Here is a 25,546-nt window from a genome sequence, read left to right as displayed (position 1 = left end):
CCTCACTGGGCCGTCACGGTCATCGCGGGCGCTACAGCCATGCGCCTTCCAAGCCGGCGCTCTCCGACGAGGAATTGCACCAGCGCGATCGCCAGGCCCATCAACAGCATCATGACGGTGCAATAGGCCAGCGCGACGCCGTAGTCTCCGTTGCCGACCCGGCTGATGATGTAGGTGGTGGCCAGTTCGTTTTCGGCCGTGACGAGGAAGATGACCGCGCTGACCGTGGTCATCGCGCGTACGAAGCTGTAGACCAGGGCGGTGGCCACGGCCGGCTTCAGCAGCGGCAGCACGACCTTGAACAGGGTTTGCGAGGTCGAGGCGCGCAGCATCAACGATGCCTCGTCGAGCGAACGGTCGAGCTGCTTGAAAGCTGCGGTCCCGGCACGTACGCCGACCGGCAGATTTCGAAACATGAAGCACAGCACGATGATCAGGCCCGTCCCGGTCAGCTCGAGCGGCGGCACGTTGAAGGCCAGGATGTAGCTCACGCCCAGCACCGTTCCCGGAATTGCAAAGGCCAGCAGCGTGCCGAATTCGAAGGCGCCCTGTCCCCGGAAGACGTTGCGCGCCAGCAGCCATGCGATCAGCAGCCCGAGCGCCGCCGTGAGCGGTGCCGCGATGGCCGCGAGCTTGACCGTGGTGATCAGCGAGTGCCACGCAGTCCCCGCCCAGACCAGGCCGAACTGGCTCCATTCGAGCGCGAAGGCGGTGTGGAAGTGGCGCAACGTGAAGGTGTAGTCCCGGCCCCAGGTCTGCACGAAACCGCCCGCGAAGGCGAACAGATAGACCACCAGCGTGAAGGCGATCCAAGGCAGCGCAATGAACTGGATGGCGCGCCGCACGCCGGACGGAAGCGCCATCGGAATGCCCGCGTCGCCCTTGCCGGTCACCGTCGTGAAGCTGCGCTTGCCGAGCAGGGCCCGCTGGATCGCGAACACGCCGAGTGCGAAGAGGGTCAGTACCCACGCCAGGGAGGCGGCGCGTCCCTGGTCGTATTGCGCGCCGACGATCGCAAAGAAGATGTCGGTCGATAGCACCGAGAACTGGCCGCCTACGACCACGGGGTTGCCGAAGTCGGCGATGCTCTCGATGAAGCCAACGAGGAACGCATTGGCCAGCCCGGGCGCAATCAGAGGCAAGGTGATCGTGAAGAAGGTGCGGCGACGGTCGGCGCGCAGCATCTGGGCGGCCTCTTCGAGGCTCGGTGCGACCCCCTGCACCACGCCGCGCATGATCATGAACGCAATCGGGGTGAAGGCGAAAAGCTGCGCGACAAGAATGCCGGGCAGGCCATAGAACCAACGCGTCGGCTCGATGCCGAATGTGCTTTCGAGCAGTTGGTTGACGACGCCGGCGCGGCCGAACAGCAGGATCAGCCCAAGGCCGACCACGAAGGGCGGCGTGATGATCGGCAGCACAGCGAGCACGCCCAGAGGCCGGCGCCATCTTCGGCCGCCGCGCTCGGCCATCAGCGCAAGCAAGGTGCCGAGCAGGGTCGTCCCGGACGCGGTGAGAAGCGCCAGTGCGAGGGTGTTCCACGCAACGCCGCAACGCACTCCGCCGGCCAGGCAGCCAAGTCCCCAGACCTGCTCGGTGCCGATCCGGCCGAAAAGAGCATGGAGCGAAAAGAGTCCGCCCTCGTCGAGGAAAGCGCTCGCCAGCGCCTTGCTCACCGGGTAGGCAATGAACAGTGCCATCAACGCACCGCATCCCATCACCGCGGCGGAGACGAACAGGTCGCCGCGGAAGTAACCCATGCGTGCCAGCCCGAAGGCGGCGAGCAGCAGCAGTGCGGCGAGTGCGATGAAGCCTCCAGCGCCGATGCCGAACTGATGCAATGGCAACTCCCCGAGACGCGCCTCGAGGGCTGCGAAGGACCAGCCCTTGGACCCGATCAGGAAGCCCGTCAGTGCCAGGCCGAGAAAACCCACCGCGCCACCGGCCAGGAGTACCTGACCCTGTGCGCGCCCTGGACGCAGCAAGGCACCTGCGACGCAGATGGCCAGGCCGGCAATACCGACCCAGAGCCAGGCGCGGCCCTGCAGCATGGCCTGCATGACGCCATTTGCGCCTTCTCCCTTGCCGAAGATGTCCGGCAGGGCTTCGTACCAACTGGTGTCCTGAATCGCGTACCAGGGCAGGAGGAGGTAGGCCGCGCAGCCGATCGCGATGCACCACCAGATGGCGCCTGCGGAGCCGGGCCGCCCGCGCACGGGTGCGCTCACGCTAGTGCGGCAAGGAGCCGACTTCCTTTTCCCAACGGGAGATCAGCCGCTTGCGCTCGGAGCTCTGTCCGTACTTCGCGTAGTCGTAGCTGATCAACTTGATCTTCTTGAAGTCGGGAACGTTGGCATCCACCGGTGTCGCCTTGTTCGACGGCAGCTGGTATTGCTTGGTCAACGCGCCGAAGGTCTGGGCCTGCGGCGTGAGTGCCCATTCGTAGAACTTCCTGGCCTGCTCGAGGTTGCGCGCACCCTTGATGATGCTCATCGAGCCGATCTCCGCGCCGGTGCCCTCCGAAGGCGTCAGCGCAGCGACCGGAAAGCCTGCCATGCGCTCCTGTGGCGCATCGTGGATGAAGCAGATCGCCACCGCCGTTTCGCCGCGAGCCACTGCCTTGAGCGGCCCGACGCCCGATCGCGAGTATTGGCTCACGTTGCGATGCAAGCCTTTCAAATACTCGAAGGCCTTGTCCTCGCCCATCAGTTGCACCAGCGTTGCGATCATGGTGTAGGCGGTGCCGCTCGACGCGGGGTTTGCTACCTGGACGTCGCCCTTGTACTCGGGCTTGAGCAGATCGGCCCAGCTGTGCGGCCCATCCATCTTCTTCTTCTTCGCCAGCTCGGTGTTGTAGGCGAAGCCGAGGGGACCGGAATAGATGCCGACTGTCTTGTAGGCCGACTGCTGCGCCTGTTGCTGGGCCCATGGATAGAGCTCAGGCAGTTTGGGCGACTTGTATTCGAGCGTCAAACCCGATTCGGCGGCCTGCAGGTGCGGGTCACCGGTGCCACCGAACCACACATCGGTCTTCGGGTTGTCGCGCTCGGCAATCAGTTGTGCCAACGCTTCGCCCGAGCCTTTGAGCGACATGTTCAGCTTCACGCCGGTCGTCCTCGCATAAACCGTCGAGATCATGTTGCACCACTCGGCCTGGACCGAGCAGATCACATTGACGGTCTGCGCCGGCGCACCCGTCGACAGACCCATCAGCGCTGCCATCGCGGCCAGTCTCCACATGTTCTTGTTCATCCGCTTGCCACTCTCCAATGAATGGGGTCCTTGGGAGAAAGCAGGGTAACTGGCATGGCGGCGCGTACCCATCGGTACAAGTACCATCCGGCGACGGCCTTCGCCGTCACTCACGTCCCGACGGTCTGGTCATGTTCGAGGACACGTCGGGTTCGCGCCTTCGGCGCCGTGGAAGTTTGGTTGCGTCGCGATTCAACCGCCGAGCCGGCCCTCGAAGGTGAAAGCCAGCGGCGCCGGGCTGGGCCGCATTCTCTCCTTCTCGTCGACCAGGCCGGCAAGAATACCGAGCAGCACGCCCATGCCCGTCTGGTAGCCCGGGCACGCATGCGCCGGATGCGGGCCGTTCTGCGTGCGGCTGCCGCCGAAGATCGGTGTCACATCGAGCTTGTTCTCGCGCAGGCTCTGCTGCGTTGCCGATACCAGCGACAGGACCACCGTCTGCCCCTCGACGAGCCTTTCGTGGCCAAGTTGGACGCCGCCGCGCTTGACGCGCCGCCAGACGAGTTCCGGCGAGGGACGCAGTTGCATCACTTCCTTCAGTGGCGCTTCGAGCAATGCCTTGGCCCTCTCGAAGACGTCCGCCTCCCGGCTCTGTGCCCAGGCGGTGCGCAGCGACCAGAAGGTGCCGTCGCGCAGCCATTCGTTGAGCGACAGCCGCAGATTGCCGTCTACGGTAGGAAGGAAGCCCATGAGTGCGCCGGCGAGACTGCGGGCCACGCAGTCGTCATCCGGCCGCGCATCGGGAAAGGCGCCGAGGATGGCCGACGCAAGCGGCGCGTCCTGGCCTTGCGGCGTCTTCGGGACGGACCTGCTTTCCTGGAAGGGGCGGATGAAGGCGTGCAGCGCCGCGGTGAGCGCCTTTCCGTAACGCTGGCCGTAGTCCTTTACGTCATCGCCGGGATGGGGCTGGAAGATGTAGCGCGAAGGCGCGGTGAATTGGGCGGGATAGATCGCGGGCTCGCCTTCCTTCCAGTCCCAGCGCCAACTGCCGGGGACCAGGGTGGGCGCGGGATCGCCCGGCGCGGGCGCGGCGGGCAGGCCGAACCACTCCTGGCACAGCTGCGCCAGCACCTTGTCGCTGACCTCCTTGGTGTCGAGGTTGAGTTCCCAGCGCTTTCGCCCCAGCAGCGGAGCGATGCCTTTTTCGGCCTCGATAAACTTGTTCAGCACCTCGGTGGTGAAGGCGAAGGCCGAACGGAAGGCGCTCTGTTTGTCGATGCCGCTGATCGCCTTGTTGACCTCTTTCGACTGCCGCTCGTACTCGCCGCTGCGGTCGCGGTCCAGGCCCAGGTGGATCTGCCCGATCGACAGGTCCATTCGTTCCCGGTAACCCGAGACCGTGTAGTGCAGGTCGTCGCCCAGCACTTCCAGCACGCGCTCGCGATCGGCCACCAGCACGCCGTAGGCGGTGCGCAGCACGCCGCCGTGATGCTCGCGGATGGCGGCCCAGATGCCCGCGCTGATGAACTTCTCTTGTGCCTCCGGATCTTCGAGCGCGCTCTTCCAGGCCAGGATCGCCCGGGCGGGGCAGGGCGCCCCTTCGAGCCGCAGCAGCTCCTTGATGCGTTGCTCGCCTTCGTCGGCCGACCAGACGGGCAGCGGACGCGGGCCGAGCGCCGCCAGGTGGATGAGCTGTTGCAGCGCGTGGACCGAGGGCGTGAACAGGTAGGCGCCCCATTCCACTCGCACGTAGGGTCGCGACTCCTCGTCCACGCCGGGCGCCGCATCCAGCGCAATGCGATGGCTCCGCGGCACGCCGTCGACCGGATGCTCGAAGCGGAAGCTGCGGTCTTCGCCCACCTCGGGCACGCCGAGCAGCGAATCGCTCTGGCCCGAGAAGCCGCCGGCGCTGTTGCCGCCGACGAGCCAGCGCTGGATGACCTCGAACTGCTCGCTGATGCTGGCGTTATAGGCCATGAACATCAAGCCGCGCTCCTGGCCGTCGTCCACGTAGCCGTCCTCGGGGGCCACCTCCGGAAACGCATAGCGCGGCCCGTAGGACATGCTCCGGCGCATGATGCGCGGGCGCCGGCGCCCCGGCGCGTCCTGCGGCCCCTGGACCGCTTCTTCCGGCCGCGGATTGGCACGGCGGATGTGCGCGTGGAAGGGGCAGACCTTGCCCTCGCCATCCGCGCGGTAGTCGAAGTCGTTGATCGCCGTGGCGTCGACGAGCGGCCGGCCGTCCCGGCGCCGGCCCATCAGCTTCGCGAAGATCAGGTCTTCGTCGAGCCCGGTGTCGCGGCTGCCCCGCCGCACGGTCTCGTAGAGCGCGGCCACGTCCTGTCGCAGCTTGCGCACGACCAGGAAGCTGCCGTTCCGGAAGAAGCGGACGCGCTCGCGCTGCGCATCGCTGTCTTCCTGCGGTGCGGGATCCGCCTCGTTCGGGTAGCCGAGCAGCAGCTCGCCCAGATGCACCTGGTTGCGGTACACGGCACCCTGGGGCACGGCGTCGAGCACCGGCTGGCCGTCGCCGTCGGCAAAGCCGAAGTGCTCCTGGATCTGCTCCTTGTTGTTGAGATATCGGCGCAGCGGCTCGATCGCCAGCAGCCGCACGCCGGGCCGCGCACCGCCCTGGCCGGGATTGCCGAAGAGCTTCCCGATCGTCCCGTGCAGCGGGTGGTTCCGGTCCGCGGGATCGCTCACTTCGTTGCCCGGCGCGCCGATGCGCAGCTGGATCACGAGGTGGACGGCCGCCAGCTCCACGGCGGTGTCGTGCTCCGATGCGCCGCCCTGGGCGAAGCGCTGCGGCAGGCGCCAACGGCGCGGATGGTTGGCGCGGAAATCCCCGAGCATGCTGGCCCGCGCCTCCATGCCCTCGCGGAATTCCTGCGGAAACCAGGCCAACTGCTCTTCGGGCATGCCGAGGAAGCGCAGGCCCTCGTAGGTGAGCGCAACATTGACGATCGGCTGGCCCGCAGGCGGCTGGCCGGTGGCGGTCGTCAGCGACTTGCGCAGCTCATCCAGCAGGCCGGCAGCGGCACCGCGTGCATCGAAGGCGACCAGCAGCAGGCAGCCGTGCGTGATGCTCTCGTAGGACCGCAGGATGCCGCCCTGCACGTCGCCGGGGTCGTCCACCACCGCCTTCGGCGGCAGCTCCGGCACCTCGCGTGGCCGGGTCACCTTGGGGTCGTCTTCGGGCAGCAGCCAGCGGAGCTGGCGATCGAAGCGCACGCGCATCGCCTGCTTCAGCTGGGGTGGAAGGGCGCTGCCTTCCATGAGCGACACGAACTCGCGCAGGATGTCGCGTCCGGCCCGTTGCAAGACCCTGCCATCGTCCGTGCCGGGCAGGTACAGGTCGGTGAGGCGAAACAAGACGGCCAGCGATTGCAGCGCCTGTCGGCTGGCGTCGAGGGCCCGCGGCTGGCTCGTGCTCGCTGCCTCCCACGCGATCTCCTCGGGCGTGCGCACGCGCAGGCGCGTCGCCGCGAGCGCCTCGGCCGCCTGCGCGTCGGGCGAGGAGGGCGCCGGCGGCCGGCGATGCAGGCGCTCTTCGTCCCGCAGATAGCGCGCGTCCTCGACCGTCAGCCCGTGCGTGTTGTAGTAGAAGGCGGTCTCGACCTGCACGTTGCGGACCCAGCCCGCCCAGGCCTCGAAGCCCGCCTCGTGCGAGACCACGTAGCCATCGGAGTTGCAGAAAATCACGTCCAGCAGCGTGCCGACCTTCTGCCACAGCACGCGGATGTAAGCCTCCCAGGTGCCGTCGAAGGTGACGGCCAGCAGGATCTTGTCTTCGGGCTCGAGCACCGCCACGCGGAAGGAATGGATCTTGGCCACGCGCTCCACCGCATCGGAGATCGGGCGCAGCAGCGTGTGCTCGTGCAGCGAGGCGCGGCCTCCCTGCAACGTCTTGAGCAGGCGCTTGGCTCGCGTCTTGTACGTGACGGCGTCCAGCGAGGGCACCAGCCCTGGCTTGATCGACGCCAGGAGCGTCAGGTCGCTCGAGCCCGTCAGGCTCTTTCCCTTGATCACCAGTTCTGCTCGCATGTTCCCTGCCTCCCGGTGGAGGGCCGCGCAACGCGCCGTGGCACGCCATGCGAGGCCAATGTAGTGGGTCGGATTGTCCTGCGTGGCCGGCGCCAAGTGCAAGGATCGTGCCCTTTGCGTGACAGCGGGGGGACGATATCTCTGACGTGGCAGCTTCCGCATCCTCCAGCGGGGGGAGAGGTGTCTCCCGATGTCTTCCGCCCGCGCACAGGCGTAGGATTGTCTGGTCAGCATTGCCCTCCCCGGAGGAGGCACCATGAGCGAACCGGATTTCACGACCCTGCACCAGCGCATGCTCGCGGAGATCGCCGCCAAGACGATTTTTTCGACCATGCACCTGGGCAAGGCGGCGCTCGACGCGCGAGTCATGGAGGCGCTCGGCAAGGTGCCGCGCCACCTCTTCGTGCCGATCGAACTTCGGCCCTATGCCTACGTCGATACGCCGCTGCCGATCGGCTACGGCAAGACCATCTCGCAGCCCTTCATCGTCGCGGTGATGACCGACCTGCTGCGCGTGCGCCCGACCGACACGGTGCTGGAGATCGGCACCGGCCTGGGCTACCAGTCAGCGATCCTGTCGGAGCTCGCGCGGCAGGTCTACAGCGTCGAGCTCATCGAGGAGTTGGCCGCGCAGGCGCGGCAGCGGCTGGCCCGGCTGGGCCGTCACAACATCGAAGTGAAGGTCGGCAACGGCTGCCATGGCTGGCCCGAGCACGCGCCCTTCGATCGGGTGATCGTCACCGCGGCGCCGGAGCTGATCCCGCCGGCGCTCATCTACCAGCTGAAGCCGGGCGGCCGGATGGTGATCCCGGCCGGCCTGCCGGAGTCGCAGCAACTGCTGCTGGTCGAGAAGGACGCGAATGGCTCCCTATCGACACGGGAGATCTTCCAGGTGCTGTTCTCGACGCTGGAGGACACGGAGACAGACTGAGCCTGCTAACACCCGGAAGATCTTTCAGATGCGGTCCTCGGTTCTGGAGAACGGTGATGCCGCATGGGCCTTCGAAAGAACCAAGTGCCGGCCATCCGGGCTGGGATGAGAGGGCGTTCCACCCGCCTCGCTACTTCACCCGCTGCTTCCCCAACTTCCGCGCGAGTGTCCGCCGATGCATGCCCAGACGCCGCGCCGCCTCCGAGATGTTGAACCCCGTCTCGGCCAGCACCTCGTGGATGCGCTCCCATTCCAGCGTCTTGATCGACGTGGAGCGCTCGGTGAGCGCTACCTCGGCATCGCCCTGGGCGCGGCCGAAGGCAGCCTCGATGTCGTCGGTGTTGGAGGGCTTGGCCAGGTAGTGGCAGGCGCCCAGCTTGATCGCCTCGACCGCGGTGGCGATGCTGGCGTAGCCGGTGAGCACCACGATCAGCATGGTGGCGTCATGCTGGTGCAGCATCTGCACGCAGGCCAGGCCCGACGCGCCGCCGGCCAGCTTGAGGTCCACCACCGCATAGCCGGGGGAATGGTCCTGCAGGAGCGCCGTCACCTGCTCGGCGCTGGCGGCCACGAGCACCTGGTAGCCGCGGCGCTCGAAGGAGCGGCTCAGCGTGCGCGCGAAGGCGGCATCGTCCTCGACGATCAGCAGCAGCCGTTGCTCAGCGTCCATGGCGCGGGGTCTCCTCCAGCCTCAGTGCAGCCAGCGCCAGGCGCAGGGTCACGGCGGCGCCGCCTTCGGGGCGGTTGTGGGCCGACACGCTGCCGCCCAGCGTGCGCGCGACGTTGACGACCAGGAACAGGCCCAGCCCGCCGCCGGGCCGGCCCTTGCTCGACTGGTATGGCTTGCCGAAGTGCGCCAGCATTTCGGGAGCGAAGCCGGGGCCGGCATCGCTCACCGTCAGGCGCAGCCACTCGCCTTCGCGCGCGGCTTCCAGGCCGATCCAGCGGGGCGAGGCCTCCAGCGCGTTGTCGAGCACGTTGTAGAGCGTCTGCTTCAAGGCTGAATCCGACACGATGGCGACATCGTCGCCGAACACGTTGGAATAGGCCAGCGCGTCGAGCGAGCGGGTGGCGCGCCACTCGGCCACCAGCTCGTCGAGGAAGGCGTTGACGGTGGTGTGTGCCGGCGCCTCTCCGCGCGCCTCGCCGGCCGACAGCAGGATGCCGCTGACGATGGTCTTGCAGCGCGCCACCTGGGCTTGCATCTCCTCGATGTCCTGCTGTAGCTCGGGTTCGGCCGCGAAAGGCTGCATGCGCTGCCAGTCGCCCAGGATCACCGCCAGCGTGGCCAGCGGCGTGCCGAGCTCGTGCGCTGCACCGGTGGCCAGCAGGCCCATGCGCACGATGTGCTCTTCCTCGGCGGCGCGCTGGCGCAGGCCGGCCAGCCGGGCGTCGCGTGCGCGCAGGTTGCGGTTGATGCGGGCGATGAAGATGGCCAGCAGCGCGGCATCGAGGGCGAAGCAGACCAGCAAGCCCTGGATATAGGGGCTGGCGAGGCCGCGGCCGTTTTCCGGGGGGATCTCCAGCGGCCGGTGGAACAGGATCAGGCCGACGAAGCAGGCCACCGTCACGCCGATCAGGGTGCGCGAGTAGACCGGCCCCAGCAGCACCGCGCCCAGGCAGACCTGCAGCAGGAACAGGAAGATGAAGGGGTTGGTGACGCCGCCGCTCAGGTAGAGCTGCACGGTGAGCGTGCCGACGTCGGCCAGGAGCGCTACGAAGAGCTCCAGGTCCGTCACGTCCTCGTGGCGGTCCCAGCGCCACAGGCTGACCAGGTTGAAGATGGCGAGGAAGCCGAGGGCGCCCAGCATCGGTCCCAGCGGCAGGCGGATGCTGAAGCCGAAGTGCACGACAGCGATGGTCGCGACCTGTCCGACCACCGCAATCCAGCGCAGCTGGATCAGCTGCTGCATGTTCTTCAGACCGGTGGCGTCGGCTTCAGTCCGCGGCTGCATCGTGGCTTCTGTCTGTGGCGCCGGCCCGTCCCGACCGGTGTGCCCGGCGCAGGCGGTGCTCGGCGCGTGCGACCAGGCAGGCGGCCAGCGCGACCCCCAGCGCCAGGCCGAACCAGGTGAGTGCGTAGACCAGGTGGCTGTTGTGGAAGGCGATCACCGTCAGGCCGCCCACCGGCCAGCGCGGCTTGGCGTGCGGGACCGATGGTGGCGCGGCATCTGCGTCCACGAAGAATGGAGCGACCTCCGCCAGCCCACGCGCCGCGGCAATGGCCTGCACGTCGCGCGAGAACCACCGCTCGGCGGCCGGATCGTTGCGGCGCAGGAAGCCGCCACCCGGTTCGCTCATTCGCAGCAGCCCGGTGAGCCGGACAACGCCTGTTGGCTCGTTGCCGCCGCGCGTGGCGCGCTCCCGCCGCTCGTGCGGCACGAAGCCGCGATTGACCAGGACAACGCCGTGCGCGGTGCGCAGCGGCGTGAGCACCCAGTAGCCGGGACCCAGCCGGGTCGAGGCCTGCACCAGGGCCTCGCGCTCGTGAAGGAAGACGCCCTCGAGCCGCACGTGCCGGTATTCGTGATCGCCGGCGTTGATGCGCGGCCACTCTGCCGGCGGCGGCGCATCGACAGGTTCGGCATGCACGCGCGCCTCGACGCGCTCGATCAGCGCCAGCTTCCACGCCCGCCGCTCGACCTGCCAGGCACCCAGCGCCGCGAACAGCGCGAAAAGAAGAACACCGGCGAAGGCGAGCAGCGCCAATGCCGACGTGGAACGCGGCCCCCGGTCCGGGTCGGGCGGCGTGTCGCTCAAGGCATGTTGCGCATCTCGTGCATGGATGCCGGCATCATGTTGCTGTTGAGGTGGAACATCACCCACAACGAGCCGCTGAGCGTGATCACCACCAGCACGATGGTGAAGATGAGCGCCAGCATGTTCCAGCCGCCCTCGGAGCGGGCGTTGAGGTGCAGGAAGTAGATCATGTGAACGACGATCTGCACGGCCGCGAAGCCCAGGACCACGAAGGCCGTGGTGCCGGGGTTCTCGAAGACCTTGCCCATCACCAGCCAGAAGGGAACCGCCGTCAGGATCACCGACAGCACGAAGCCCGTCATATAGCCCTTCGCGCTGATGTGCAGGCCGTGGTCGTCGTCCTGGTCGTGACCGTGACCGTGACCGTGGTGCTCGTCGTGATGCTGCGGCTCGCTCATCGCAGGCTCCCCATCAGGTACACAAAGGTGAAGACGCCGATCCACACGACGTCCAGGAAGTGCCAGAACATCGACAGGCAGAACAGCCGCCGCTTGTTATCGGCGATCAGGCCGTGCTTGCCGACCTGGATCATCAGCGTGATCAGCCAGATGATGCCGAAGCTGACGTGCAGGCCGTGCGTGCCCACCAGCGTGAAGAAGGAGGACAGGAAGGCGCTGCGCTGCGGGCCGGCGCCTTCGTGGATCAGGTGCGCGAATTCGTACAGCTCGATGCCGACGAAGCCCGCGCCAAGCAGGCCCGTGACGGCCAGCCAGGCAAGCGTGCCGCCCTTTCGCTTCTTCAGCATCTCCAGCATCGCGAAGCCGAAAGTGATGGACGACAGCAGCAGCAGCCCGGTATTGACGGCCACCAGCGGCAGCTCGAACAGGTCGGCACCCGAAGGTCCCGCCGCGTAGCTGCGCCCCAGCACGCCGTACATCGCGAACAGGCAGGCGAACACCAGGCAGTCGCTCATCAGGTAGAGCCAGAAGCCCAGCAGCGTTCCGTTCTCCGGGTGGTGTTCCTCCGTCACGTGGAAGAGCGAGCGGTCCGCCGTGCGCACCGCGGCGGGAGAGGAGGAGGCTGTGATCTCAGACATGGCCGGCCATCAGTCGGGTGCGCGCCGCTTCCGTGCGGACGACCTCGTCCGCGGGGATGTGGTAGTCGCGCTTGTAGTTGAAGGTGTGGACGATGGCCGCGAGGATGAGCGCGGCGAACGCCACGCCGGCGATCAGCCACATGTGCCAGATCAGCGCAAAGCCCGTCACCGCACTGATCACCGACAGCACGAAGCCCGCGGCGGTGTTCTTCGGCATGTGGATGGGCGCGAAGCCCTCGACCGGCCGCTCGTAGCCGCGCTGCTTCATGTCCCACCAGGCATCGTTGTCATGGATGCGCGGGGTGAACGCGAAGTTGTAGGCGGGCGGCGGCGATGAGGTGGACCACTCCAGCGTGCGGCCGTGCCACGGATCGCCGGTGGTGTCGCGCAGCGATTCGCGGCGCATGAAGCTCACCACCAGCTGGACGATGAAGCTGAGGATGCCCAGCGCGATCAGGAAGGCGCCGAAGGCGGCGAGCTGGAACCAGATCTGCAGCGAGGGGTCTTCGATGTAGCTGAGGCGGCGCGTCACGCCCATCAGCCCCAGCGCGTACAGCGGCATGAACGCGAAGTAGAAGCCGACCAGCCAGAACCAGAACGCGCACTTGCCCCAGAACGGGTCGAGCTTGAAGCCGAAGGCCTTGGGGAACCAGTAGGTGATCGCGGCGAAGGCGCCGAACACCACGCCCCCGATGATCACGTTGTGGAAGTGCGCGATCAGGAACAGGCTGTTGTGCAGCACGAAGTCGGCCGGGGGCACGGCCAGCAGCACGCCCGTCATGCCGCCGATCACGAAGGTCACCATGAAGCCGATGGTCCACAGCATCGGCACCTCGTACTTGATGCGCCCGTGGTACATCGTGAACAGCCAGTTGAAGATCTTCGCCCCGGTCGGGATCGAGATGATCATGGTGGTGATGCCGAAGAAGGAGTTGACGCTCGCGCCCGAGCCCATCGTGAAGAAGTGGTGCAGCCACACCAGGTACGACAGGATGGTGATCACCACCGTTGCGTACACCATCGACGCATAGCCGAACAGGCGCTTGCGGCTGAAGGTCGACACGATCTCGGAGAAGGCGCCGAAGACCGGCAGGATCAGGATGTACACCTCCGGATGGCCCCATATCCAGATGAGGTTGACGTACATCATCGGATTGCCGCCAAGCTCGTTGGTGAAGAAGTTCGTCCCGACGTAGCGGTCCAACGACAGGAGCGCCAGCACGGCGGTCAGCACCGGGAAGGCGGCGACGATCAGCACGTTGGTGCACAGCGCGGTCCAGGTGAAGACCGGCATCTTCATGAGGCTCATGCCCGGAGCGCGCATCTTGACGATGGTCGCGATCAGGTTCACCCCCGAGAGCAATGTCCCGACCCCCGCAATCTGGAGGGACCATATGTAGTAGTCCACCCCCACGTCCGGGCTGTAGAGGATGCCCGAGAGCGGTGGGTAGGCGAGCCAGCCGGTCTTGGCGAACTCGCCGATGAACAGCGACGCCATCACCAGCATCGCGCCCATCGTGGTCATCCAGAAGCTGAAGTTGTTGAGGAAGGGGAAGGCCACGTCGCGCGCGCCGATCTGCAGCGGCACCACGTAGTTCATGAGGCCGGTGACCAACGGCATGGCAACGAAGAAGATCATGATCACGCCATGTGCCGTGAAGATCTGGTCGTAGTGATGCGGCGGCAGATAGCCCGCGTTGTCGCCGAAGGCGACGGCCTGCTGCAGCCGCATCATGATCGCGTCGGAGAAGCCGCGCAGCAGCATCACCAGGCCCAGCACGATATACATCACGCCGATCTTCTTGTGGTCGATGCTGGTGATCCAGTCGCGCCACAGGGTGCCCCAGACGCGGTAGTAGGTCATCGCACCCACCAGCGCGAGGCCGCCGAGCGCCACGGCGATGAAGGTCGCCACGAGGATGGGCTCGTGGTAGGGGAAGGCCTCCAGGGTGAGGCGGCCGAAGATCAACTTCGTCAGGTCGGGAGTTTCGGGCATCGCGGTGGCGGGTTTATTGGATCGTCGTGCGCACGGCAAGCGGCGCGCCTGTCGGGTTGTCGGCGGTGCAGAGCTCGGTCGCGACGGTGCGCATCGGCAGCCCCTGCTCGCCGCGGGGCACTTCGGTCAGCGCCTGGGGCGAGAGGCCGGCCTTGCCGGCGCCGCCGGTCGCGTCGACGGCCATCATCTGCCGCATGCACATCTTTCCGGGCTCCACGCAACGGTTGAGGATGGCGTCGTACAGGCCGGGCGCTACCTTGGCGTAGCGGCGCACCGGCTCGCGCTCGCTCGGGCGCTCGAGTTGCAGGTAGTCGTCGCGGCTGAGCATCTTGCCCTCGGCCTTGGCCTTTTGCACCCAGCTCTCGAACTCGGCGCGCGGGAGGCCGTGGAACTTGAAGCGCATGCCCGAGAAGCCCGCACCGCTGTAGTTGGCGGAGAAGCCGTCGTACACGCCGGGCTGGTTGATGACCGCGTGCAGCTTCGTTTCCATGCTGGGCATGGCATAGATCATGCCGGCCAGCGCGGGCACGTAGAACGAGTTCATGACCGACGAGGCGGTGATCTTGAACTGGATCGGACGGTCCACCGGCGCGGCCATTTCGTTCACGGTCGCAATGCCCTGTTCAGGGTAGAAGAACAGCCACTTCCAGTCGAGCGCGACCACCTCGACCACCAGCGGCTGCGCGCCTGCGGGCACCTCGCGCCCCTCGGCAATGCGGTCCAGCGGGCGGTAGGGGTCGAGCGTGTGGGTGCTGATCCAGGTCAGCGCGCCCAGGGCGATGATGATCAGCAGCGGCGCGGCCCAGATCACCAGCTCGAGCTGCGTGGAATGGTCCCAGTCGGGCTTGTAGGTCGCTTCGGTATTGGACTGGCGGTAGCGCCACGCGAACAGCAGGGTGAGCGCGATCACCGGCACGATGATCAGCAGCATCAGCAAGGTGGATATCACGACCAGCCGGCCCTGCTGCGCGGCGATGTCCCCGGACGGATTCAGTACCACCATGTTGCAGCCTGCCAGCAGCAGGGCAAGAATGAGGAGGGCCGACCGGCGGAGGATGGGTAGGAGTGACATGCCAGGATGGAATGAAAAGCGCGCACCGCGGGAAAACGCGAATGGCCAATGCGCGCAAAATGTATCCCCATCGGGGGCACTTGGCGATTGGACGTTTTGTCCTATGGCGCAAAACTGCATCTGATGCGACCCTGAAGGCTCTTGCAAGGCTCCCTGAATCCATAGCACCGCGATGTCCAGCATCAGTCACACCCACCCCGAACCCTCGTCCGGCCCCCTCGAGAGGGATGCCCGGCTCACCACCGCCGACCATTCGAAGGTCGCGCCCGGCGAGATCGCCGTCGGCGTTGTCATCGGGCGCGCGTCCGAGTACTTCGACTTCTTCGTCTACGGCATCGCTTCGGTGCTGGTCTTCCCGGCCCTGTTCTTCCCCTTCGAACAGCGGCTGGAAGGCACACTTTACGCCTTCGTCATCTTCTCGTTCGCATTCATTGCGCGGCCCATCGGCACGGTGATCTCGATGCACGTGCAGCGCCGCTGGGGGCGCGCCACCAAGCTCACCATGGCCCTTTTCATGCTGGGCACCTCCACCGTCGGCATTGCCTTCCTGCCGGGCTACGAGAGCGCGGGAGCACTGGCCATCGTGCTGTTGTCGATCTTGCGCATCGGGCAGGGCCTGGCGCTCGGCGGCTCCTGGGACGGCCTGCCGTCGCTGCTCGCGATGAACGCGCCGCCGAACCGGCGCGGCTGGTACTCGATGCTGGGACAACTCGGCGCGCCGCTGGGCTTCGTGGTGGCCAGCGGCCTGTTCGCGTTCCTGTGGGCCAGCCTGTCCCTGGACGATTTCCTTGCCTGGGGCTGGCGCTATGCCTTCTTCGTGGCCTTCGCGATCAACGTCGTCGCCTTGTTCGCGCGGCTGCGGCTGGTGGTCACGCACGAGTACGAGCAGCTGATGGAAGAAGGCGAGCTCGAGCCCACCAGCGTCATCGAGCTGGTTCGCACGCAGGGCGGCAATCTGCTGATCGGCGCCTTCGCGGCGCTCGCGAGCTACGCGCTGTTTCACCTGGTCACCGTTTTCCCGCTGTCGTGGATACGGCTCTACTCCGACCAGTCCATCACCGAGTTCCTGATGATCCAGATCGTCGGCGCCTTTCTGGCGGCCGGCGGCATCGTCGCCTCGGGCTGGATCGCCGACCGCGTCGGTCGGCGCCGCACCCTGGGCACCCTGGCCGTGATGATCGCGGTATTCAGCGGCTTCGCGCCGACGCTGCTGGGCGGCGGCACGCTGGGGCAGGACGTGTTCATGCTGGTCGGCTTCGTGCTGCTGGGCCTTTCCTATGGCCAGGCCTCCGGCACCGTGACGGCAAACTTCGCCCGCAAGTACCGCTACACCGGCGCCGCGCTGACGGCCGACCTGGCCTGGCTCATCGGCGCTGCTTTCGCGCCGCTGGTGGCGCTCGGCCTGTCGGCCAATTTCGGGCTGGCCTACGTCAGCGTCTACCTGCTGTCGGGCGCCGCCTGCACGCTGGCGGCGCTCAGCATCAACCGCGCGCTGGAGGCCCGCGGCGACGAGACGTGACGCCGGGGCGCGGCGTGCGGCAGCGTGCCTCGCAGCAGGGCGTCGCGCCCGCGCCGCCGAACACCGACCGGCTGTTCTTCGCGCTGCTGCCCGATGCGGCGGCGATCGCGCGCATCGGGCGGTTGATCGAGGACCTGCGCCACGACCACCGGCTGAAGGGCAAGGCGCTCGGTGCGTCGCGCTTCCACGTCACGCTGCTCCACCTGGGCGCTTTCCCGGGCGTGCCCCGCGAGCTGGTCGATGTGGCCTGCGCAGCCGTCCAGGCGCTGACGGTCATCCCCACGTTCGAGCTCGGCTTCGACCGCGTGGGCAGCTTCTCCCGCAGGCCGAGCAACATGCCGCTGGTGCTGCTGGGCGAGGACGGCCTGATCTCCGCGAAGGCCTTCCAGCAGGCCCTTTGCAAGGCGATGGCCCGGGCCGGCGAAGACGACGGCGATGCCGTCCCGTACACGCCGCACTTGACGCTGCTGTACGACGACACGCATGTCGCCCAGCGCGCGATCGAGCCGGTCATCTGGACCGCAAGCGAATTCGTGCTGGTGCGAAGCCTGACGGGGCAAGGCCGGCACGAGGTGCTGGCTCGCTGGCCCTTGCACGGCTGAAGCGGCCCCTTTCAGCGAGGGCCCGGCGAAGCCTGTTCAGGGGGCGGCGCGCACATTGCCCGGCGCGGGATCCTCGGATTCGGGCACGTACTTGCCCGCAGCCTTGTAGCGGGCGATCGCCTGGGCCAGCCGGTCCTGCTCGGGGCAGCCGTTGTTGCAGACCAGCTTCAGCGTCGTCAGGCGCTGCTCGGCCTTCGGCAGGTTGTCCAGCACCAGGTAGAGCTCGCCGGAATAGGAGAGCGCGCCACGATGGCTCGGCTCGATGCGCAGGGCAGTGTCGTAGAAGCGCTCGGCCGCCACATAGTCGGGCTTCTTCGCCTTGCGGTGGCTGAAGCCCATCAGGTTGTTCCAATCGGCGTCGTTGGGGGCATCCACGCCCTGCAGCTCGGCGATGGCGCCTTTCCAGTCCTTGGCCTCGATCAGCGCCCGAGCGTTGGCGAGGCGAATCGAAGAGGGCAGCGAGGCCGAATCGAGGGCCTGCGCCGGTGGCGCTTGCATCGCGAGGGTGAGGAGAATGGCGGCAGCGGCGAGATGGATGGTCCTGGTGAGCATGGCGTGATCCGGTCGAGGTCGAGGGAGGATGGAGGCCGAGGATAGGCAGCGTCGCCTGGATGGTCTTGAAGATTTGCGCCACGGTATTGCGCACCATGCACCCGCGCTGCGCGCTCAGGCGCTCAACTTCCCGAAGCCCGAGTCGCGCGCCAGCACGATCGCGCGGCCGCGGCTGTCGACTTCCAGCTTGGCGAACACGCTGGTCAGGCGGTTTCGAATGGTCTTCTCCGACAGGCCGAGCGTGGCCGCGATCTGGGCGTTGTCGCGGCCCTGGGCCAGCAGTTCGAGCAGCGCGCGTTCACGGGCGGTGAGGGTCTCGAACATCGGGTCGCTCGCAGGCGCCGCTTCGCCGAGGAAGCGGCGCACCTCGGCCAGCCAGTGGGCCCAGGCCGGCTCGTGCGCAAGGATGAGGTGGTTGCCGCTGTCGATCGGCACGAAGCGCGCACCGGGAATCGCGCTTGCAATCAGCCGCCCCTCGGCGAAGGGCACGCGGACATCGCGCGTGCTGTGCAGCACCAGCGTGGGGCATTGCACCTCGGCCAAACGGGCTACGACATCGATCTGGTCGAACTCGCGCATGAAGCGCGCCGCGTTGGCCGGCGAGGTGGAGATGCGTTCCAGTTCGTTGAACCAGCGATGCTGCTCGGGTGTGCCGCCGGGGATGAATTGGCTGGTGAAGAACTGGCGAAAGGCGGTGTCCTGCTTGCCCCAGCCCAGCTCGGCCAGCCTGCGCATCATCTCTGCCTCCTCGCGCTGCTCGGGTGTGGGGCTGCGCACCAGGCGGCCGCGCGCGTAGCCGCCGTGCAGCACCAGCTGGCTCACCCGCTCGGGGTGCCGGGCTGCATAGGCGATGGCAATGGACGCGCCTTGCGAGATGCCGAGAAGGCCGAAGCGCTCGACACCCAGCGCATCGACCAGGGTCTCGAGGTCGCGCAGCCAGCTGTCGAAGCTCAGGTCCTCGGCGTCCCTGTCCGACAGGCCGCAGCCGCGCTCGTCGTAGCGCACGAAGGTGGCGTTGGCGGACAACCCGTCGAGCACATGGCGCCACACCGGGCTTTCCCAATCGAACTCGAGGTGCGACAGCCAAGTGGCCGCCTTGATCAGCAGTGGACCCTTCCCGCAGAGGGCGTAGGCCAGCTGCACGCCATCGTGGCCGCGGGCAAAGCGAATCTGCTGCCTGGGGGGCGGATGGGCGAGAGGAGGCACGGGCGATTTCTGCACAACCGCTAGTGAAGAACCTTTACCGCGGTCGGTCAATAAACCAGATGGCCGGCCATGCCTCAGCATCGCGAACCGGCGCGCGATACACCCCCGCTTGCGTCGAGCTTCCTCGTCGGCGCGGGCACAATCCGCGCCATGAGGCAATGGTTGCGTACGCAGGTTGGCTGGTGGCTCGCATGGCTGCTGCTCGCCGGCGCCGGCGCGACGTGGATCGCGCGCGCCGAGCTGGCGCAGTTGCAAGACGACTTCGAGGTCAACGGTCGCATCGCGCACCGGCTCATGAGCCAGCAGGTGGTGCAGTACGACGCCGTTCTGGCCACGCTGGCGCTGCTGGCGCCGGCAGCCGATGCAGAGCGGCCCGAGCAGCGGCTGTCGGCGGTCTACCCTTCGATCCTTCGTGTCGAACGGCGCGAGGCCGGCGCGGGCTGGTCCGACCGCGCGCTGGCGGATGCCGAAGCGAAGTCGCGCGACCTTCGGCGTCCCGAGCTGGCCGGCCAGGATCTATCGGCCGGGCGATACCGGCTCGTGATCGGCGCCACGCCCACCAGCTATGCGCTCGACATCGACCTCGCGAGCGCCGTGCCCGCGCGCGACTGGCCGATGGATCCGAAGACCAGCCCGGTGCGCGTGGTGCTGGAGCGCGCGGGGCAGCAGTTCGTGGTGCAGCCCGGGCGGCCGCCGTTGCCGCAGGGCTGGTCCTTCTCGTTCCGCAAGGTGCTGGCTTCGGACAGCCAGGCCTTCGACCTCGTGGCCGAGCGCCATGTGTCCTGGGGCGAGCTGCCTTGGGCCTGGATGCTGGCATGGGCCGGCGCCGTCGGCGTGGTGCTGTGGGGCGCACGCGCGCTGCGGCGCCAGCGCATCGAGCGGCGCCGTGCCGAGGACCTGCTGCGGCTCGGCCAGGTCTCGCGGCTCAATGCGCTGGGCGAACTCGCGGCCGGCATGGCGCATGAGCTCAACCAGCCCTTGACGGCGGTGCTCGCCAACACGCAGGCCGCACGCCGGCTGCTCGACGAAGACCCGCCCGAGCTCGCGACCGCGCGCGGCGCGATGCAGCAGGCCGCCGAGCAAGCGAGGCGGGCGGCCGATGTCGTGGGGCGCCTGCGCCGCGTGATCGAGCGGCCGGGGCAGGCTGGCGCCGTGCAGCCCGTGCCGCTGCAGGACGCCGTGCGCAGCGCGCTGCACCTGCTGGCGCCGGAGTTCGACAAGCGCGCGATCGCGCCGGTGCTCGAAGGCGCCGCGCAGGCGCCCGTCAGCGTGCACGCCGAGCCGGTGGCGCTGGAGCAGATCGTGCACAACCTGCTGATGAATGCGCTGCAGGCGCTCGACGAGCTGCCGGCCGGCGAGCGGCAGTTGCGGCTCGCGGTCGAGCGCCAGGACGGGCAGGGCGTGCTGCGCGTGAGCGACAACGGCCGCGGCATCGCGCCCGAGCTCCTCGGGCGCATCTTCGAGCCCTTCTTCAGCACGCGCGAAGGGGGGCTGGGCTTGGGCCTGAGCCTGTGCGAGACGCTGGCCGGAGCCATGGGCGGCTCACTGGCCGCCGAGGCCGAGCAGCCGCGCGGCGCGCGCTTCACGCTGCGCCTGCCGCTGGCGCTGAGCACGGAGATTTCCCAATGACGAACGAGCCGCAGTCGCCGCTTGTTCACCTGATCGACGACGATCAGGCGGTGCGTGAAAGCCTGGCCCTCTTGATCGGCACGGTCGGCCTGCGTACCCAGGCCTGGTCCGATCCGCAAGCCTTCGTCGCCGGCTTCGACCGCGGCGGCGTCGGCGCCATCGTGCTCGACGTGCGCATGCCGGGCGTCAGCGGCCTCGCGGTGCTCGACACGCTGCTTGCGCAGGGGGTGGACCAGCCGGTGATCATGCTGACCGGACACGGCACGGTGGAGATGTGCCGGCGCGCCTTCAAGGCCGGCGCGGCGGAGTTCCTCGAGAAGCCGGTCAACGACGAGCCATTGCTCGAGGCCCTGCAGCAGGCGGTGCGCCAGCATGTGCGCTCGCGCGAGCGGGCCCAGGCCGACCAGGCGGCGCGCGAGCGGTACGCGCAGCTCTCCGAGCGCGAGCGCGAGGTCCTGGGCTTCATCGTCGAGGGACTGACCAACAAGGAGATAGCCCGGACGCTGGCGCTGTCGCCGCGCACGGTCGAGACCCATCGCGCCAACCTGTTCGCGAAGCTGGAATGCGAGTCGCTGGCGCAATTGATCCGGCGCTACGCCGCGCTGGCGGGCGGCAACGCTCCGTAGTTCTACGGAGTGCGAGCGTAGCCGTACGAATGGCGGCGGCGGGCCGCAATTCCTACAGTGGCGCTGCGGTCGGCAAGTCGCCGGCGCTTCAGTCAGATCGCTTCAAACCATTTCGGAGAACCCCGCATGCATTCGTCTCTTCGCCTCGGCGCGCTCGCCGTCTCCCTCGCGCTTTGTGCATTGAGCGTGCAGGCCCAGCAAGCCCCGGCCGTCGCCGCCGCTGCCGTGCGCACCGAGCGCAACATCTCGCTGGAGCTGGCGAACCAGATCGCCGCGGCCACGGTGGCCGCGTGCACGGCCAACGGCTATGCGGTCGCGGCGACCGTGGTCGACCGGGCCGGCGTGGTGCGCGCGGTGCAGCGCGCCGACACCGCGGGCGCGCACACGGTGGCCGCCAGCGAGCGCAAGGCGTGGACCTCGGCTTCGGCCAAGGCGCCCACCCTGGCGATGATGGAGAACGCCCAGAAGAACCCGGGCGCGGCCAACCTGGGGAACATCCCCGGCTTCCTGCTGCTGGGCGGCGGCGTGCCGGTCAAGGCGGGCAACGAGGTCATCGGCGCGGTCGGCGTGGGCGGCGCGCCGGGAGGACACCTCGACGAGCAATGCGCCAACGCGGGCATCGAGAAGGTCAAGGGCCAACTGGGCTGAGCACGAGGCTGAAGGCCATGCATCGCGCGCGCCTGGCCCTGTTGCTGACGGCATTGGCGATCGCCGACGTGCAGCCCGCGGCGGCGCAGGTGCCGCCCACGGCGCCGGAGGCACTCGCCTATGAAGGCGTGCACCAGGCTGCCTGGCGCGGCGACCTCGCTCGCCTCAAGGCCCTGATCGCGGCCGGTGCCGATCTGGAGGCGCGCGACGGGCGGGGCCGCACGGCCCTGCATGTGGCAACGCATGCACGCCAGCGCGACGCGATCCGCCTGTTGGCCCAGGCCGGCGCGAAGCTCGATGTGCTGGAGGACGACCGCTACGACGCGGTCACCATTGCCGCGGTCGCCGATGACCCGGCGACGCTCTCGCTGCTGCTGTCGCTGGGCGCCAGCCCGCGCCAGACCACCAGCCGTTACGACGGCACCGCGCTGATCGCCGCGGCGCATCTCGGGCATGACGAGGTGGTGCGGCGGCTGATCGCGGCCGGCGCGCCGCTGGACCATGTCAACAACCTGCACTGGACCGCGCTGATCGAATCGATCGTGCTCGGCGACGGCGGGCCGCGGCATCAGCGCACGCTGGCGGCACTGGTCGATGCAGGGGCCGATCTTCAGTTGGCCGATCGGCAAGGCAACACGCCCTTGCGGCTGGCGCATGCGCGCGGCTACGCCGCGATGGTCGCAAAGCTCGAGGCGGCGGGCGCGAAGCAGGGCGCCCCCGGAAGAGCGCCTCGATGAGAGCGCCTCGGGGAGAGCGCCTCGGGGACAATGGCGATCCCACGAGGAGGACCGTCCATGTACATGCCGCCCCAGTTCAACAGCCGCGACCGCGCCACCGCCGCGGAGCTGATGCGACAGCATCCCTTCGCCAGCCTGATCTCGACCGATGACGAAGGCTTGCCTTTCGTCACGCACCTGCCGCTGGTGCTCGACGACCGGGGGGAGGAGGGCGGCTTCGCATTGCTGGGCCATTGCGCCAAGCCCAATCCGCAGTGGCGCTACCTGCAGGCGCGACCGCGGGCAGTCGCGACCTTTCTCGGGCCGCATGCCTACCTGTCCCCCTCGGTCTACCCGGATCTCGCGCGCGTGCCGACCTGGAACTACCTGGCGGTGCACTGCACGGTCGAAGCCCGCCTGATCGAGACGCCGAGCGACAAGGACGCGTTGCTCAAGCGCCTGATCGGCGAGCACGAGCCGGCCTATGCGCAGCAATGGCGCGAACTGGGGGAAGACTTCCAGCTGAAGATGCTCAATGGCATCGTCGGCTTCGAGCTGAAGGTGACGGCGCTGCAATGCAAGCTCAAGCTCAACCAGCACCGTCGCGAGTCCCATGGGGCGATGTACGCGCGCTACAGCGCGGGCACCCCGGACGAGCAAGCGCTGGCGGCCTGGATGCAGCGCCTGGGCATGCAGACGGACGCGGCAGAGGTGCAGGAGAACTGAATCATGCGCGCGCTTGGATTGATCGGACTGGTGCTCGCGCTCGCGGTCGTCGGCGTGCTGGTGAAGCGGCAGATGGGCAGCATGGCCGGCGCGCCGCCTGCAGCCGATGCGCGGCCACAGCTGACGCAGCCCGAGCAGGCACTGCAGGTGCAGCAGCAATTCAAGCAATCGCTCGACGCGGCGATGCAGCAGCCGCGCCCCATGCCCGACGATGCCCGATGAAGCCCCGATGACGCTCGACGACGAACACTGGATGCGGCTCGCGCTGGCCGAGGCACGCCAGGCGGCCGAGGCCGGCGAGGTGCCCATCGGGGCCGTGCTGGTGAAGGAGGGCCGGCTGATCGCCGCCGGGCGCAATGCGCCTGTCGCGCTGCACGACCCCAGCGCGCATGCCGAAATCAATGCGCTGCGCGCGGGCGGTGCGGCCATGGGCAACTATCGCCTCGACGGCTGCGAGCTCTACGTGACGCTGGAGCCGTGCGCCATGTGCGCCGGCGCCATGCTTCACGCGCGGCTGGCGCGCGTGGTGTTCGGCGCAGCCGATCCGAAGACCGGCGCGGCGGGCTCGGTGCTCGACCTGTTCGCACGGCGCGAGCTCAACCACCATGCGCAGGTGCAGGGCGGGGTACTGGCGGCGGATTGCCAGGCACTGCTGCAGGACTTCTTCAGGAGCCGCCGCAGCGCGGCGCGCGAAGCGGCCGAGCCGCTGCGCGACGATGCGCTGCGTACCCCGGACGAGCGCTTCGACGGGTTGGCCGGCTACGGCTTCGAGCCGCACTACGTCAGCAACCTCGCGAGCCAGCGAGGCTGGCGCATGCACTACCTCGACGAGGGGCCGGCCGCCGCATCGTGGGCCTGCCTGTGCCTGCACGGCCCGGGTGAGTGGAGCTACTTCTTCAGGCACCTCGCGCGCGTGCCGGGATGCCGCGTGCTGGTGCCGGACCTGATCGGCTTCGGGCGAAGCGACAAGCCCAAGCGCGAGGCGGTGCACAGCTGGCCGTGGCACCGCGACCTGCTGCTCGAATGGCTGGACCGGCTGCAGCCCGGCCCTCTGGCGCTGGTGCACAGCGCCGGCGCCGCGCCACTCGCATCCCTGCTCGCGAGTGCCGCGCCGGGGCGCTTCCCGCTGGTGCGGATGGCGCCGGATGCGTGCGAGGCCACGATCGACGCGTGGCGCGCGCCCTTTCCCGATCGCGGCTACGAGGCGGCGCTGCGTGCCCTCGGGCCGACCCCGCCGGGCGTCTCGGGTCCTGGGGCCGCACAGGCAGCCCTGCTTGCGCAGGAGGCGATGGGATACTTCGGCCCGTGAAGAAGAAACATATCTATATCTACTCCCCAAGCAGCGCCGTGCGCGACAAGGCGGCTTTCCGGCGCGGCATCAAGCGATTGCAGGCGCTGGGCCACGAGGTGGAGATCGACGAGGCCGCGCTCGCCACCCATCAACGTTTTGCCGGCGACGACGCAACCCGGCTGGCGGCCATTGCCCGTGCCGCCGCGAGCCGGGCAGACGTGGCCCTCATCTCGCGCGGAGGCTACGGGCTCACGCGAATCCTCGACGCCATTCCCTACAAGGTGGTCGCCAAGGCCATCGAGCGTGGCACCGAGTTCGTGGGCCTGAGCGACTTCACCGCACTGCAGAGCGCGTTGCTGGCGAAGACCGGCGCGGTGAGCTGGCAAGGGCCCTCGGTGGGCGAAGACTTCGGCGCCGAGGACGGCGCCGACGAGATCATGGAAGCCTGCTTCGACGACCTGCTGCACGGCCAGGGGGAAGGCACCGGCTGGCGCGTGCCGAAGCGCGACGCCGAGGCGGTGGCGGGTTTCCGCGGGCTGCACGGCGCGACGCTGTGGGGCGGCAACCTCTGCGTGCTCGTGAGCTTGCTGGGCACCCCCTACTTCCCGGCCATCGACAAAGGCGTGCTCTTCTTCGAAGACGTGAACGAGCACCCGTTCCGGGTGGAGCGCATGCTCGACCAACTGCGCCATGCCGGCGTACTGGCGCGCCAGAAGGCGGTGCTCTTCGGGCAGTTCACGGGCGGGCGCACCGTGCCGCACGATCGCGGCTTCAGCCTGGAGACGGTGATCGCACGCCTGCGCACATTGATCAAGGCGCCAGTGCTCACCGGCCTGCCCTTTGGCCATGTCCCGACCAAGGTGCTGCTGCCGGTTGGTGCCAAGGTGGAAGTGGCGGCCGATGGCCGGGATGTCTTCATGGTGTGGGGCCACCGGCACACGCACTGAGCCACGCTCAAAAACAAAAGCCGCTGCAGGGCAGCGGCTTCGAGTGAGGCAAC

Annotated in this window: 23 protein-coding genes; 11 read left to right on the top strand and 12 right to left on the bottom strand. The window is 68.2% G+C overall.

Annotated features, from left to right (window positions below; all coding sequences use genetic code 11):
• Window positions 1-2 precede the first annotated feature (2 nt).
• The 3 genes from G3W89_RS15845 to G3W89_RS15835 all read right to left on the bottom strand — a co-directional run bounded on the left by G3W89_RS15845 (window position 3) and on the right by G3W89_RS15835 (window position 7,236).
• Complete coding sequence (locus G3W89_RS15845) at window positions 3-2,228, bottom strand: ABC transporter permease (protein ID WP_162575084.1); 2,226 nt, start codon at window positions 2,226-2,228, stop codon at window positions 3-5.
• 1 nt (window position 2,229) lies between these two features.
• Complete coding sequence (locus G3W89_RS15840) at window positions 2,230-3,252, bottom strand: ABC transporter substrate-binding protein (protein WP_162575083.1); 1,023 nt, start codon at window positions 3,250-3,252, stop codon at window positions 2,230-2,232.
• A gap of 192 nt (window positions 3,253-3,444) precedes the next feature.
• The gene (locus G3W89_RS15835) at window positions 3,445-7,236 is read right to left on the bottom strand and encodes a Dyp-type peroxidase (RefSeq protein WP_162575082.1); all 3,792 of its coding nucleotides are present in this window, start codon (window positions 7,234-7,236) and stop codon (window positions 3,445-3,447) included.
• Window positions 7,237-7,492: 256 nt separating this feature from the next.
• Between G3W89_RS15835 and G3W89_RS15830 the strand changes: the two genes are divergently transcribed.
• Window positions 7,493-8,167, top strand: a complete 675-nt coding sequence (locus tag G3W89_RS15830; RefSeq protein WP_162575081.1) for a protein-L-isoaspartate(D-aspartate) O-methyltransferase — start codon at window positions 7,493-7,495, stop codon at window positions 8,165-8,167.
• Between the two features lie 130 nt (window positions 8,168-8,297).
• On the opposite strand, the gene G3W89_RS15825 is transcribed toward G3W89_RS15830, so the two are convergent.
• The 7 genes from G3W89_RS15825 to cyoA are packed head-to-tail and all read right to left on the bottom strand — an operon-like array spanning window position 8,298 to window position 15,031.
• Window positions 8,298-8,837 (bottom strand): response regulator transcription factor, encoded by a 540-nt coding sequence (locus G3W89_RS15825; RefSeq protein ID WP_162575080.1) that lies wholly within the window; start codon window positions 8,835-8,837, stop codon window positions 8,298-8,300.
• Entirely contained in the window at window positions 8,827-10,122 is a 1,296-nt protein-coding gene (locus G3W89_RS15820) for an ATP-binding protein (RefSeq protein ID WP_162575079.1), read from the bottom strand. Before G3W89_RS15820 ends, G3W89_RS15825 begins: the two co-directional genes overlap by 11 nt.
• Window positions 10,106-10,927 (bottom strand): SURF1 family protein, encoded by an 822-nt coding sequence (locus G3W89_RS15815; protein ID WP_443083175.1) that lies wholly within the window; start codon window positions 10,925-10,927, stop codon window positions 10,106-10,108. Before G3W89_RS15815 ends, G3W89_RS15820 begins: the two co-directional genes overlap by 17 nt.
• On the bottom strand, window positions 10,924-11,325 hold the full coding sequence (gene cyoD / locus G3W89_RS15810) for a cytochrome o ubiquinol oxidase subunit IV (RefSeq protein ID WP_162575078.1): 402 nt from the start codon (window positions 11,323-11,325) through the stop codon (window positions 10,924-10,926). Before cyoD ends, G3W89_RS15815 begins: the two co-directional genes overlap by 4 nt.
• Window positions 11,322-11,963 (bottom strand): cytochrome o ubiquinol oxidase subunit III, encoded by a 642-nt coding sequence (cyoC, locus tag G3W89_RS15805; RefSeq protein WP_162575077.1) that lies wholly within the window; start codon window positions 11,961-11,963, stop codon window positions 11,322-11,324. The genes cyoD and cyoC overlap by 4 nt, the downstream gene beginning before the upstream one ends.
• Entirely contained in the window at window positions 11,956-13,959 is a 2,004-nt protein-coding gene (gene cyoB / locus G3W89_RS15800; protein ID WP_162575076.1) for a cytochrome o ubiquinol oxidase subunit I, read from the bottom strand. Before cyoB ends, cyoC begins: the two co-directional genes overlap by 8 nt.
• Window positions 13,960-13,972: 13 nt before the next feature.
• Window positions 13,973-15,031 carry a ubiquinol oxidase subunit II gene (gene cyoA / locus G3W89_RS15795; RefSeq protein WP_162575075.1) on the bottom strand — a complete coding sequence of 353 codons (1,059 nt, stop codon included), beginning with the start codon at window positions 15,029-15,031 and terminating at the stop codon, window positions 13,973-13,975.
• Window positions 15,032-15,203: 172 nt separating this feature from the next.
• On the opposite strand from cyoA, the gene G3W89_RS15790 reads away from it, so the two are divergent.
• Together G3W89_RS15790 and G3W89_RS15785 are read left to right on the top strand one after the other, a co-directional pair.
• Entirely contained in the window at window positions 15,204-16,550 is a 1,347-nt protein-coding gene (locus tag G3W89_RS15790) for an MFS transporter (RefSeq protein ID WP_162575074.1), read from the top strand.
• A complete protein-coding gene (locus tag G3W89_RS15785; RefSeq protein ID WP_232076567.1) occupies window positions 16,547-17,152 on the top strand; it encodes a 2'-5' RNA ligase family protein in 606 nt (201 codons plus the stop codon). Before G3W89_RS15790 ends, G3W89_RS15785 begins: the two co-directional genes overlap by 4 nt.
• A gap of 36 nt (window positions 17,153-17,188) precedes the next feature.
• On the opposite strand, the gene G3W89_RS15780 is transcribed toward G3W89_RS15785, so the two are convergent.
• Together G3W89_RS15780 and G3W89_RS15775 are read right to left on the bottom strand one after the other, a co-directional pair.
• A complete protein-coding gene (locus G3W89_RS15780) occupies window positions 17,189-17,704 on the bottom strand; it encodes a tetratricopeptide repeat protein (protein ID WP_162575073.1) in 516 nt (171 codons plus the stop codon).
• A gap of 114 nt (window positions 17,705-17,818) precedes the next feature.
• Window positions 17,819-18,910, bottom strand: a complete 1,092-nt coding sequence (locus G3W89_RS15775) for an alpha/beta fold hydrolase (protein ID WP_232076565.1) — start codon at window positions 18,908-18,910, stop codon at window positions 17,819-17,821.
• Between the two features lie 150 nt (window positions 18,911-19,060).
• Here G3W89_RS15775 and G3W89_RS15770 point away from each other — a divergent pair, with 150 nt between their 5' ends.
• From G3W89_RS15770 to G3W89_RS15735, 8 genes are all read left to right on the top strand, one after another.
• The gene (locus G3W89_RS15770; RefSeq protein ID WP_162575071.1) at window positions 19,061-20,539 is read left to right on the top strand and encodes an ATP-binding protein; all 1,479 of its coding nucleotides are present in this window, start codon (window positions 19,061-19,063) and stop codon (window positions 20,537-20,539) included.
• Window positions 20,536-21,165: a response regulator transcription factor gene (locus G3W89_RS15765; RefSeq protein WP_162575070.1), complete on the top strand. Its 630-nt coding sequence runs from the start codon at window positions 20,536-20,538 to the stop codon at window positions 21,163-21,165. Before G3W89_RS15770 ends, G3W89_RS15765 begins: the two co-directional genes overlap by 4 nt.
• A gap of 126 nt (window positions 21,166-21,291) precedes the next feature.
• A complete protein-coding gene (locus G3W89_RS15760) occupies window positions 21,292-21,813 on the top strand; it encodes a GlcG/HbpS family heme-binding protein (protein WP_162575069.1) in 522 nt (173 codons plus the stop codon).
• A gap of 17 nt (window positions 21,814-21,830) precedes the next feature.
• Window positions 21,831-22,550: an ankyrin repeat domain-containing protein gene (locus tag G3W89_RS15755; protein ID WP_162575068.1), complete on the top strand. Its 720-nt coding sequence runs from the start codon at window positions 21,831-21,833 to the stop codon at window positions 22,548-22,550.
• A gap of 57 nt (window positions 22,551-22,607) precedes the next feature.
• Window positions 22,608-23,255: an FMN-binding negative transcriptional regulator gene (locus G3W89_RS15750; RefSeq protein ID WP_162575067.1), complete on the top strand. Its 648-nt coding sequence runs from the start codon at window positions 22,608-22,610 to the stop codon at window positions 23,253-23,255.
• A gap of 3 nt (window positions 23,256-23,258) precedes the next feature.
• On the top strand, window positions 23,259-23,477 hold the full coding sequence (locus tag G3W89_RS15745) for a hypothetical protein (RefSeq protein WP_162575066.1): 219 nt from the start codon (window positions 23,259-23,261) through the stop codon (window positions 23,475-23,477).
• Between the two features lie 7 nt (window positions 23,478-23,484).
• Complete coding sequence (gene tadA, locus G3W89_RS15740; protein WP_162575065.1) at window positions 23,485-24,564, top strand: tRNA adenosine(34) deaminase TadA; 1,080 nt, start codon at window positions 23,485-23,487, stop codon at window positions 24,562-24,564.
• A complete protein-coding gene (locus G3W89_RS15735) occupies window positions 24,561-25,493 on the top strand; it encodes an LD-carboxypeptidase (RefSeq protein WP_162575064.1) in 933 nt (310 codons plus the stop codon). The genes tadA and G3W89_RS15735 overlap by 4 nt, the downstream gene beginning before the upstream one ends.
• Window positions 25,494-25,546 lie beyond the last annotated feature (53 nt).

Origin of the sequence: Variovorax sp. PBL-H6, assembly GCF_901827155.1 — a bacterium.
GTDB lineage: Bacteria > Pseudomonadota > Gammaproteobacteria > Burkholderiales > Burkholderiaceae_C > Variovorax.
Note: the sequence above shows the minus strand (reverse complement) of the source record. Positions and strands in the feature narration are given on the sequence as shown.

What these genes read in the sequence shown, in the direction of transcription:
- G3W89_RS15840 (WP_162575083.1), bottom strand. Translation starts at nt 3,252, where the DNA reads ATGAACAAGAACATGTGGAGACTGGCCGCGATGGCAGCGCTGATGGGT.
- G3W89_RS15835 (WP_162575082.1), bottom strand. Translation starts at nt 7,236, where the DNA reads ATGCGAGCAGAACTGGTGATCAAGGGAAAGAGCCTGACGGGCTCGAGC.
- G3W89_RS15830 (WP_162575081.1), top strand. Translation starts at nt 7,493, where the DNA reads ATGAGCGAACCGGATTTCACGACCCTGCACCAGCGCATGCTCGCGGAG.
- G3W89_RS15825 (WP_162575080.1), bottom strand. Translation starts at nt 8,837, where the DNA reads ATGGACGCTGAGCAACGGCTGCTGCTGATCGTCGAGGACGATGCCGCC.
- G3W89_RS15820 (WP_162575079.1), bottom strand. Translation starts at nt 10,122, where the DNA reads ATGCAGCCGCGGACTGAAGCCGACGCCACCGGTCTGAAGAACATGCAG.
- cyoD (WP_162575078.1), bottom strand. Translation starts at nt 11,325, where the DNA reads ATGAGCGAGCCGCAGCATCACGACGAGCACCACGGTCACGGTCACGGT.
- cyoC (WP_162575077.1), bottom strand. Translation starts at nt 11,963, where the DNA reads ATGTCTGAGATCACAGCCTCCTCCTCTCCCGCCGCGGTGCGCACGGCG.
- cyoB (WP_162575076.1), bottom strand. Translation starts at nt 13,959, where the DNA reads ATGCCCGAAACTCCCGACCTGACGAAGTTGATCTTCGGCCGCCTCACC.
- cyoA (WP_162575075.1), bottom strand. Translation starts at nt 15,031, where the DNA reads ATGTCACTCCTACCCATCCTCCGCCGGTCGGCCCTCCTCATTCTTGCC.
- G3W89_RS15790 (WP_162575074.1), top strand. Translation starts at nt 15,204, where the DNA reads ATGTCCAGCATCAGTCACACCCACCCCGAACCCTCGTCCGGCCCCCTC.
- G3W89_RS15780 (WP_162575073.1), bottom strand. Translation starts at nt 17,704, where the DNA reads ATGCTCACCAGGACCATCCATCTCGCCGCTGCCGCCATTCTCCTCACC.
- G3W89_RS15770 (WP_162575071.1), top strand. Translation starts at nt 19,061, where the DNA reads ATGAGGCAATGGTTGCGTACGCAGGTTGGCTGGTGGCTCGCATGGCTG.
- G3W89_RS15765 (WP_162575070.1), top strand. Translation starts at nt 20,536, where the DNA reads ATGACGAACGAGCCGCAGTCGCCGCTTGTTCACCTGATCGACGACGAT.
- G3W89_RS15760 (WP_162575069.1), top strand. Translation starts at nt 21,292, where the DNA reads ATGCATTCGTCTCTTCGCCTCGGCGCGCTCGCCGTCTCCCTCGCGCTT.
- G3W89_RS15755 (WP_162575068.1), top strand. Translation starts at nt 21,831, where the DNA reads ATGCATCGCGCGCGCCTGGCCCTGTTGCTGACGGCATTGGCGATCGCC.
- G3W89_RS15750 (WP_162575067.1), top strand. Translation starts at nt 22,608, where the DNA reads ATGTACATGCCGCCCCAGTTCAACAGCCGCGACCGCGCCACCGCCGCG.
- G3W89_RS15745 (WP_162575066.1), top strand. Translation starts at nt 23,259, where the DNA reads ATGCGCGCGCTTGGATTGATCGGACTGGTGCTCGCGCTCGCGGTCGTC.
- tadA (WP_162575065.1), top strand. Translation starts at nt 23,485, where the DNA reads ATGACGCTCGACGACGAACACTGGATGCGGCTCGCGCTGGCCGAGGCA.